Annotated in this window: 10 protein-coding genes; all 10 read right to left on the bottom strand. The window is 40.9% G+C overall.

Annotation, left to right across the window (positions count from 1 at the left end):
- Positions 1–100: 100 nt before the first annotated feature.
- Positions 101–1,075 carry a hypothetical protein gene (locus VF500_RS18290; protein ID WP_330861061.1) on the bottom strand — a complete coding sequence of 325 codons (975 nt, stop codon included), beginning with the start codon at positions 1,073–1,075 and terminating at the stop codon, positions 101–103.
- A 30-nt stretch (positions 1,076–1,105) separates the two neighbouring features.
- On the bottom strand, positions 1,106–1,909 hold the full coding sequence (locus VF500_RS18285; protein WP_330861060.1) for a phytanoyl-CoA dioxygenase family protein: 804 nt from the start codon (positions 1,907–1,909) through the stop codon (positions 1,106–1,108).
- A gap of 26 nt (positions 1,910–1,935) precedes the next feature.
- On the bottom strand, positions 1,936–3,066 hold the full coding sequence (locus VF500_RS18280; RefSeq protein WP_330861059.1) for a glycosyltransferase family 4 protein: 1,131 nt from the start codon (positions 3,064–3,066) through the stop codon (positions 1,936–1,938).
- Positions 3,067–3,145: 79 nt separating this feature from the next.
- Positions 3,146–4,231: an NAD-dependent epimerase gene (locus VF500_RS18275; protein WP_330861058.1), complete on the bottom strand. Its 1,086-nt coding sequence runs from the start codon at positions 4,229–4,231 to the stop codon at positions 3,146–3,148.
- A gap of 222 nt (positions 4,232–4,453) precedes the next feature.
- Positions 4,454–4,894, bottom strand: coding sequence for a hypothetical protein (locus tag VF500_RS18270; protein WP_330861057.1), 441 nt, complete (start codon positions 4,892–4,894; stop codon positions 4,454–4,456).
- Positions 4,895–4,949: 55 nt separating this feature from the next.
- Entirely contained in the window at positions 4,950–6,020 is a 1,071-nt protein-coding gene (locus VF500_RS18265; RefSeq protein ID WP_330861056.1) for a glycosyltransferase, read from the bottom strand.
- The gene (locus VF500_RS18260) at positions 6,020–6,937 is read right to left on the bottom strand and encodes a glucosamine inositolphosphorylceramide transferase family protein (protein ID WP_330861055.1); all 918 of its coding nucleotides are present in this window, start codon (positions 6,935–6,937) and stop codon (positions 6,020–6,022) included. Before VF500_RS18260 ends, VF500_RS18265 begins: the two co-directional genes overlap by 1 nt.
- Complete coding sequence (locus VF500_RS18255) at positions 6,934–7,665, bottom strand: hypothetical protein (protein ID WP_330861054.1); 732 nt, start codon at positions 7,663–7,665, stop codon at positions 6,934–6,936. The genes VF500_RS18260 and VF500_RS18255 overlap by 4 nt, the downstream gene beginning before the upstream one ends.
- A gap of 15 nt (positions 7,666–7,680) precedes the next feature.
- Complete coding sequence (asnB, locus tag VF500_RS18250; RefSeq protein WP_330861053.1) at positions 7,681–9,522, bottom strand: asparagine synthase (glutamine-hydrolyzing); 1,842 nt, start codon at positions 9,520–9,522, stop codon at positions 7,681–7,683.
- A gap of 30 nt (positions 9,523–9,552) precedes the next feature.
- On the bottom strand, positions 9,553–9,999 hold a 447-nt coding region (locus VF500_RS18245; RefSeq protein WP_330861052.1), incomplete at its 5' end, for a glycosyltransferase.

Raw genomic sequence — 9,999 nt, 5'->3', positions numbered from 1 at the left:
GGTTTGTAGCCCGTATAAACCCATATTAATGGGTCATTGCGCCATGCATATGATACGGACGCATCTTCTATTACAAGGGGGCGTATGTAAACTGAAATGGTCATAAAAAAAGTCTTAGCGTGTTTAACATATAAAACATATCCTGAAGGTCATATCGCTGGTCAATTGGTAATGGCACTAAGCACTGAGCCAGGTAATTTTCGTTAGTGTTTTTTTTGGTCCATTTAAACACATTTGGCCAATAGGTGGCAACGTATATTTTTTTCTGTATCAGGTGAACTTTCAGGTGCCGGTCATTAGTTAAAAAAGGATAAACCATAGGTACCGTGTGTTCATCAGTGGCGTCAAACCTGAGCAGGTTAAACTCAGCGAGGTGCTTATGCAGAAAATTAAAGTTTCTCTGTCTCGCAAATACACATTCGTTATAATTAATGCTTGAAAGCATTTTTTGGGTTAATAACGACATTGACCTGATCTCGTTGTTTTCCAGGTCTTTGCTGTTATTGATGTAGTCTGAATATCCTGCTTCAATACCTGAGTCAATACTTTTTATCAGGTGCGAAAACCGGTGCACTGAGCTGTCTAACGGTAACTTTTTAGCAAGCTTTCTTTTAATGCTTAAATATGCGCCATCCGGAACGCCAAAAAATTTACGGCACGAGTAAAATGTATCAACACCGGCAATTGGCTCTGAAAAAAAGGCCTGCGAATTATCAATTATGAGGTTTTTGATCTTACCGCTAAGCTCAACTGCTTTTTCTTGTTTTATGCCAAAATAGTTGGTGTATAAAAAGCAGGCGTCGTGTTCAATTTCAAAATCAATGATGGGGTCTAACTGCCTGTCAATATGATAAAACTGGTATTGGATACCTATCCTGATAAGCGGCTCAAGCAGTACATCGCAGGTAAAATAAGGGATATAGATTTTATGGTATTTTTTTTGTAACAGTATATATTCTAACGCATTGCGCCCTGTGTTTAAACGAACCAGATCGGGGTAATATTCGTTCCCTTTGGGCAGTTCCAGCTCTAAATACCCACCTATGGGTTTTACAGCGGCTTTATTTTTTTGCATGACCGTAAATTGATTGTGAAAAACAAAGTGTTATCCCTGATCGCATTTATACATTCTTAAATGAACGGGCTGATAGTATTCATCAAGGTTTTCAGGAATACGTGAATTATACCCTAATACCTGGCGTTGATCGGCGCTGAGATGCTCAATAAAATCGTAACCCAATGCCCTTGGATAATCCATTTGTGGTTTAATAAAAGGGCGGGTAAAGCCCAGCGTTAGTGCCCGGCGCTGTTTGATTGTTTTATTTTCGCCTGCAGCATGCCAAATGTTCGAATCGAAAAGAATAATACTCCCTTTAGGGGTTACGGCCCTGTCGGCTGTTTGGTAAAAATAAGTTTCGTTTGGTTTGATATCCGTTTTGTGCGAGCCTGATAAAAAGTAGGTAGCCCCGTTTTCTGTCGTGAAATCGTCAAGCGTAACTATCATTTGCACCAGTAGTTTAGTATCGCCCATAAAGGTGCGTACATCGCGGTGCATATTGCTTACATAAGGATGCTGCTGTTGTGTGTGTATTACAGCATTAAAGCCATTTAGTATATAATTTCCACTCAAAAAATACGCTATTTCATCGGCGCAATACATTTTTTCAATAAACGGCAGGGTGAAATTGTCCTTTTCAACAAGGTGGTGAAGGGTGCCGGCCATGTTAGCGCTTATGCCGTTTTTTTCCTGTATGGCTCGTCGTTTAACATAAGCTTCCTTCAAATCCTCATTAATACTCGCAACAAAATCGTTGTCTAAGACATTCTCAAAAATAACCCATCCATAATCACGCATAGCAACGCGGAAGTCTTCAAAATGCCTGTCTCCGTAATTAAGTATATTTCTCATGTATCGTATTATTGGTTCCCGGTTAATTAGTTAAGGCCCATTATCTGCATCATCCTGGCATTCACCTTATGTACATCAAATTTTTCCTGTGCCAACGCCAGTCCGTTAAGTCCGAAACTGGTGATTGCCTGGTTGTTGGTTATAAAGTATTCCATTTTGTGTACAAGCTCGGCTGTATTTTTTACAGGTATCAAAAACCCATTGCTGTTGGGCGATGTTTCGACAGTTTCCCGGCAACCAACGGAGTCGCAGGTTATAATGGCGCGTCCCATAGCCATGGCTTCAAGCAAACAGCGCGGAATGCCCTCTCTGTAGTATGAAGGCAACACAACAACAGACGAACCGCTTATATATGGCCTTACATCGTCAACAGCCCCCAGGTAATTAATTACACTCCTGTGCTTTATTTCCGAAAATAAGTCGGGATGAATAGCGTCAACATTGTCATCATAAGCCCCAATGAGTTTAAAAGTTACCTGAGGATGCTTTAGAAATACAATTTGCGCAGCTTCAAAATATTCACGGATCCCCTTGGCGTTGATGAGCCTGGATACCATGATAAAGCTTATATTGTCAATATCTGGTTGAGTAGGGGTATAATGACTTAAATCAACCCCCGAGCCATTGACAACTGCTGTTTGATGTTTCGCAGATATTATTTTACAATCCAACAGGGTTTTAACGTCATCGTTATTTTGAAAAATGACTGATAATCCTGGCCTGTTCCTAAGACTGAACCGAAGTAAAATGCGTGTAATTTTGCTTGTTACAGATGTGTTACCGGCAACAAAGGTGTAACCGAGGCCCGAAAGCATCGGGGTTATTTTCCGTACGCCCCCCAGTTTGGCGGCAAGTGTTCCGTATATCACGGGTTTTAGTGTGTACGGGAAAAAAACATCGGGTTTTAACTGCTTAATGAGCCGGTAAAGCTTGTACGCATACTTCAGATCAGATAAAACGGATACATTACTGCCGTTTAAATCATTTTCAAATAAAACTATGTTTAACAATGCAAGTTTTGCGCGTTGTTCGGGCGGTATGGCAGGGGTAAAAACATACACAGTATGTTCTTTTCGTATCAGCTCAACTAATTTACCTCTAAAGTCAATCAGCGATTTTGCCGAATCGCAGGCTATCAGCACTTTTTGGCTTGACATAATAGTACTATAAGTAATAGGTTGCTGGCGAGGGTTTAATTGGGAACCTTTATGGTGTTCAAACGATTGGAGCCATTTTTCAGTGAACAAGAACGGGCTCGAGCTTGGCGGTTTTAATGTGATAATACTTTTTATACCAGGCAATAAACCGCTTCACTCCTGTAGGAACAGAAACATGGGGTTTATAATCCAGCATTTCATCTAAATGTGAAACATCGGCACAGGTTTCTGCAACGTCGCCGTCCTGCATTGGCATTAAAGTTTTAATAGCAGGTTTATTTACCTGTTTCTCAATTTCGGTAACAAAATCAAGAAGATTTACAGGAGCGCCCCTGCCAATGTTAAATACCCTGAACGGCGCAGATGAAGTAGCCGGATCCGGATTTTTAGCGTTCCACAGATAATTACGTTCTGCCGGTTTATCAATCGTATGGGTAATGCCTTCAACAATGTCATCTACATAAGTGAAATCGCGCAGCATATTGCCATTGTTGAAAACCTGTATAGGTTTGCCTTCTAAAATTGCTTTGGTAAAAATAAATAAAGCCATATCTGGCCGGCCCCATGGCCCGTAAACGGTAAAAAAGCGCAAGCCGGTAGTACGCAGGTTAAATAAATGGCTGTACGTGTGGGCCATCATTTCGTTGGCTTTTTTTGATGCCGCATATAGTGAAACCGGGTGATCAGCAATTTCATGCTCGCTGAAAGGCATTTTTTTATTTAAACCATATACACTTGATGAACTGGCGTAAACAAGGTGATCGATCCTGAAATGCCTGCAGCATTCAAGGATATTTAAAAAGCCTTTTATGTTCGAGTCTATATAAACCTCGGGGTGTGTAAGGCTATAGCGTACACCTGCCTGGGCAGCCAGGTTGCAAACGGCATCAAATTGGTGGTTTTGAAAGTGTTGCTCCAGGTTTTCCTTATCTGTTATGTCCAGTTTTATAAAGGTATAGTTAGGATATTTGGTGCTGTAAACGGGTTTATTATAAGCTATTTCTGATACATCTATACCGGTATTCAGCAAACGGTCGTGTTTTAGCTTTACATCGTAGTAATCATTAATATTATCAATGCCTACAACGGTGTCGCCACGTTTTAAAAGTTTTTGGGTTAAGTGATAGCCGATAAATCCCGCGGTGCCGGTGATCAAAATTTTCATAAATAAGTGAAATTAGGTTTAAATGAAGCCTTATGATAAAGGCGGTTAATTAATTGGTCAATTAATAGCGTGAACGCTTAAGGAGCTTCCGGGTAAATTTCTGTATGAAAAGGAATCAGGAATGGTTGCCGGAACAGGTAGGTAGATGTAATTATTGAAGAAGATTTATTTTGAGTAATGAGTGTGCCAAATTGCGAGAGTTTGAGTGAAACCTGATAAATCCTACTTCATGGTATAAGTGTACTTCCGCCCGTTTGTAAGCGGATTGGTATTGTCTGATGTAGAAAAATACAGCGAGTTACCCCAATGGCTAAATTGTCCCAGGCCAAAATTACGGATGTCATTGTGGTTGGAGTGAGCCGGCCCAAGTTCAACCCCGTTTTCAAACAACCTGAGCTTTGAAACTGTTGGAGAGGTGTTTGAATCTCCAATTTCAGGCAGATCGTAGCCAATTTTGTAGCAAAAACCACTGTCAACTCTCAATCCAATTAAACTTATTGTTTTGATGGTTTCATCTTGTGGTTGCGGCGTAACAGTAGTAGTTGTAGGCACGGTTGGCTTTGGCTGGTCGGCTTTTTTACAGCCATTAATGGCTGCCACCATAATTGTAGTTGTTATTATAGGCAACACAACATTTCGGATGGATTTAATAATTGTTTTCATAAAATTTATTTTTAGTTAGTTAAAGTTGTTGCGCTACTTGTATAGGTGGGGGTAGTTATACCAGTGCATTAAGTATAGATTTGATGAAAATTTCGGGGGTTCGGTCTTCTACATATCTCATTATTAGGTCCTTATTTGGGGTGTTTGTGCTAAGTGCGATGTTTATAGTGGTAGTTAATGAATTTACATTATCGGCTTCGGCCAAATAAATGCCGGGGATCTCGTCAATACCTCCAGCGCAATTGGTGCTGATCACAACAGGGTTCAGGATCATCATTTGCAGCAACACGTTCGGGAATCCTTCTTTTATTGATGATACAATGCACGCTTTTGCACGTTTAAAATAAGGCATCGGGTTAGCTACCCATCCCTTTAATATCACCCTGTCTTCTAATTTTAATTCGCTTATCAGTTTTTCAAGCGATGCTTGTTCTGGGCCTTCTCCAAAAATGAATAGCCGGAGATTGGGACGTGATGCCTTGATCTCGTCAAAAGCCATGATCAGTATATCAAAACCTTTTTCAGGGATTAGCCGCCCGGCCCCGCAAATAAATTCGGCAGTAGCATCAGCTATAGGCAGCGAGGCTTCGCCTTTTATTAAGTTTTGTTCAATATCGATCGGGTTTTTTTGTATGATAACCCTTTGCTCATCAATGTATGGAAGATGTTGTACAAAGGAGTCACGCATGCTACAGGTTTGGCATACTATTAAATTTACGCCGGGATAGCCAAGCCGGTATGCTAACTTGTAACTCCATTTTTTTAAACCACTATACCGCGTTAAAACAGATGAACATTCTCTTACAATGAGTTTTGATCTTAAATAGCCAATCCGCTTTAAAAAGCCGAGATAAGCGTTTAAATAGGGGTGGGTACTAAAAATTATATAATCGTTACGGTAATGGCTTAAACTTTTTACCAGCCGGAAAAAGCCACCCGATACACTTCCTGTACCCACATATTCAGCATGCAGATCATCTGGAATGCTTAGCCCTCCGCTCTCCACTTTTTTTAAAAAAAGCAAATTCGCGTTACTGGCCCGGGCGGCTTGCAATAGTATGTTTTCGGCTCCGTTTGCCTTATCGGTGATTGAAACAAAAAGTAATTTAGGCTTCATCTTGGGCATTAGTTAGGCTTATTAAGGTTCTTTAGTTTCCTGAACACTTTCTTAAATGGCCCCATAGCACTAAATACTTTGCGTTTTCCGTCAACAACCAATAAGCCGTCTTCAAAGTTTATGGTATGCAAACCTTCATCATAAGGTGCCTGGGGAAGTAATTCAAAAGCAGTATGGTATTGAAAATCTGTTTCAGTTATGGTAGTTATTTCATTGATCATTACCGAGCCGCCGTAGCATTTTTTGGGGTTTTGGCTTGGCATGTAAAGTTTTTGACCTACTATAAATAAGCGGCCGGCCGACCGGCTTACGTTTGAGGCCACTTTTATCGGGTTTTGTTTATGTGCCTTAAATGGTGAGTCAAGCTTATCGGCGTAAAACAAATACAGTACGCCGTGTTGCCCTGAAACACTTGTAAAAAGCCAGTATTTGTTGTTGTAACGGATGATGGAACTGTCAACAAATGACTGGCCTTCTAACAGTACCCTGATCTTTTCAAACTTATATGGATTATTCATATCAATTTGATAAAGTGCGACTTGTTTAGCTGATGCTGTTTCCGGGATGCAATAAAGCTGGTCGCTATCAGTGAACATGTAAGGATAGGAGAGGTGTATATCATCTTTCATGATGCCATTTACTTTTTTCTTGTTTTTAAAATGCATGTCATCCGTCATCATGATCTCTCCTCTGCCCTTCCAAAAATTTAACTCTTCATAATACAGGTGTACACGGCCGTTTATATTTGCTGTAAAAGGGTCGGCGGCATAGTCTGCCGTATCTTCTGATAACCAGTTGATTTTTCCGTTTAATTGCTTGGTGAGGATAAGGTTTTCAGGAGATTGTGATACATAACCTATATTCCACTTATCGTAACAGAATAGTTTGTGAACAAATGAATTTAATGCAGAGATAAGATCTTTCATAATCGGAATACTTTTTTTAGAAATGACAGGAATGTGAGTGATATAGGTACATAGTCGGTTTCTTGCAGCAGGCTTCCACCAAAACTATCTTTGAACTTATTTATTTTTAAAAGCTCGGCATCTGAGGTGTTATAGGCGTAGCCCCCCAGGTCATAAATTTTAAAGCCCAGCTGCTTGAAAAAGCAGATGTCTTCAAAATGCAGTAGTCGGTTTGCCCGGCCGGCCACAGCCCTTAATTGGCTATCATTTTCGTTCCGGAAAAGGGATGCCGAATGTAAAAGCCTAACCCTTTGGGATGAATTATCGCGGATGTAAGCATGCATAACGATATCTTGTCCCTGGTGTACAGCTTTGGTTATAAAGAGGTGAGGCTTGTATTTATAAAAATCCTTACTGAGTTTTTTAAGGCCTTTGGTAATTGCAAATGCGTTGTAAAAGTCAATGAACGGTTTAATACCGGTACCCATAACAGTTGTTACGCCGTCCTTTGCTGCTCTGCGTATTTCATAAGCAGTGTTTTTATCAAAATTGGCTTCAATGGCAGGTATCGGCGAGCTGATGTCAATTATTTTGGTGAAAAAATCTTCTTTACGATACCCCGGAACTGCGTCACTGCTTTTACTCTGTTTATAGTATTTTAAAAGACAACCCCATAAATTTGGCTTAGCAGCAAACCACACAACTGTATATGGTACTATGCGCATAGCCCTGTTATTGATCTGAATCATAAGGTTTAGTATGTTTTAAGCTACCTGGTAGGTTGAAATTGGTTTTGAGCTTTGATTTTTTAGCCATTGGGTAAACACCAGCAGCTTCCAGATTTGCGTGGCCCGGTTCCATTTACCGCTCATATGATCGTTTATCATATCAAATGATTTTTGAACGTTGATGCCCGGAACATTCTTTAGTTCGCTCATTGAAAGATTATCCATTACGTGTTCTTTCAATTCGTTTTTAAACCAATGATTGAGGGGCATGGTAAAGCCCGATTTTGGCCTGTCAAACAATTGTGCCGGAGCGTATTGGTATAAAATATCTTTCAGGATCCGTTTTTGAATGCCGTATTTAAACTTATAGTTATCGGGCAGGTTTTGTGCAAAGGCCACTACCCGGTGATCCATAAGCGGGGCCCTTGCTTCTAACGAAAATGCCATCGTGCCACGATCTACCTTGGTGTTTATATCACCATTTAAATAAGTCTTAGTGTCAAAGGCCGATAATTTCTGAAGTATACTTGTTGATTTTGACGCCCAGATATCCATAAAGGGTACCTGTAAGCCAACGTTTGGATTATCGAGCCAGGAGTATTCAAGGCCACCAAGCATAAGCCCGTAAAGAGACCTGATCTCTGAGTTGCAAATGCCTAAAGCAATAAGCTTGTGGCGGTAATTAGGCGAAATGCTGATAACATCTGCAAGCCTTTTACGCACGGCCAGCGGGCATTTAAACAGCTGATCGACCATGTTAAACCATTTGTAACGGCTGTAACCCAAAAAGCTTTCATCGCCGCCGTCGCCGCTTAAGACTACGGTAACGTGTTTCTTGGTGTACTTGCTTAACAGTAGCGTAGGAATGGCGCTTGAATCGGCAAAAGGTTCATCGTAATACCGTCCAAAATTTTCGATCAGTTCAATGCCCTCTTCTTTGTTGCATTCAATGGTATGGTGATCTGTTTGCAGATGCGCTGCTATTTTTTGTGCAAACACACTTTCATCAAATCCTTTTTCCCTGAATTTTATACAAAATGTTTTTACGTTTTTGTAGTTTTTGGAAGCCAATGCAGCCACCAGCGATGAATCGATACCACCTGAAAGATAAACGCCCAGGGGTACGTCTGCATGCATGCGGATATCGACTGCATTAGAGATGAGCCGGGTTAAATCTGCTTGAGCTTCGGCATATGAACCTTCATAGCGCTCGGCATGGTTTAAATCAAGTTCCCAGTATTTTTTAGACCTGAAGGTACCTGTATTATAATCGAAACAAAATGAATGCCCGGCTTCAAGCTTTTTAAGTTCATTCCAGGCCGATTTTGGTTCAGGGACGTAGCCCCATATAAAGTATTCGTTAATGGCCTGTTCATCAATGGTTACATTGCGGTCGAGGCATATTTGCGATGGCTGACTGGCAAATTCAAAATCAAAACCACAGTGTGCGTAATAAAATGGTTTTTTGCCAAGCCTGTCGCGCGCACCAAAAAGCTGGCGGGTGCGGGTATCATAAATTACAAAGGCAAACATACCGATGAAATGATTAACACAGTTTTCGCCATATTCAAGAAAGGCTGCGGTAATTACTTCTGTGTCCGAATCGGTAGTAAACCTGTAACCTAAAGCGGTTAGTTTTACCCGCAATGTTTTGTAGTTGTAGATCTCGCCATTAAATACAATTTTAAGATGCTCGTACGTAAATGGCTGATCTGACCGGTGATCCAGGTCAACAATAGCCAGGCGGTTATGGCCTAAAATAACCGGTCCGCTGCGCTCAAACCCAGAAAAGTCGGGGCCCCTGAAATCGGCCCTTGCCAGTTTTTGAAATATGACCTCATCGTCATATCCTACTGTTGATCCGTAAATGCCGCACATACAAAAGAGGTAATAGGTTAATGGTTTTGTTTAATTAGCAAGCAGCGTTTCGTATGCCTGGCCTATTTTATTAAGCCCAAAGCGTTCAATTATATCTGCTTTGATGTTAGGATGCTGCCAGGTTTGATTGCATGCACGAATAATTTGGTGGCGTAACTCGCATAGATCATTCTGCTCAGCTATAAAGCCGTTAAAGCCTTCCCTTATCAGTTCATTTACCCCGCCAACCCTGAAAGTAACAACGGGAACCCCAACTGATAAAGATTCAAGCACCACATTGGGGAAGCCCTCGGTAAAGGAACTTAAAACCAGTAAATCGTGCCTGGATATTACCTCTGCAACATTATTGATCTCGCCGGTAAATACCACGCGGTTTTTAATACCAATATTTTCTACTTCTGCTTTTAATGTGTTCATCAATGGGCCATCGCCGGCAATAGTTAAAACATAGTTTTGAGGCAGTGCTTTCATTACTTC

Source organism: Mucilaginibacter sp. (assembly GCF_036383575.1).
Taxonomy (GTDB): domain Bacteria; phylum Bacteroidota; class Bacteroidia; order Sphingobacteriales; family Sphingobacteriaceae; genus Mucilaginibacter.
Note: the sequence above shows the minus strand (reverse complement) of the source record. Positions and strands in the feature narration are given on the sequence as shown.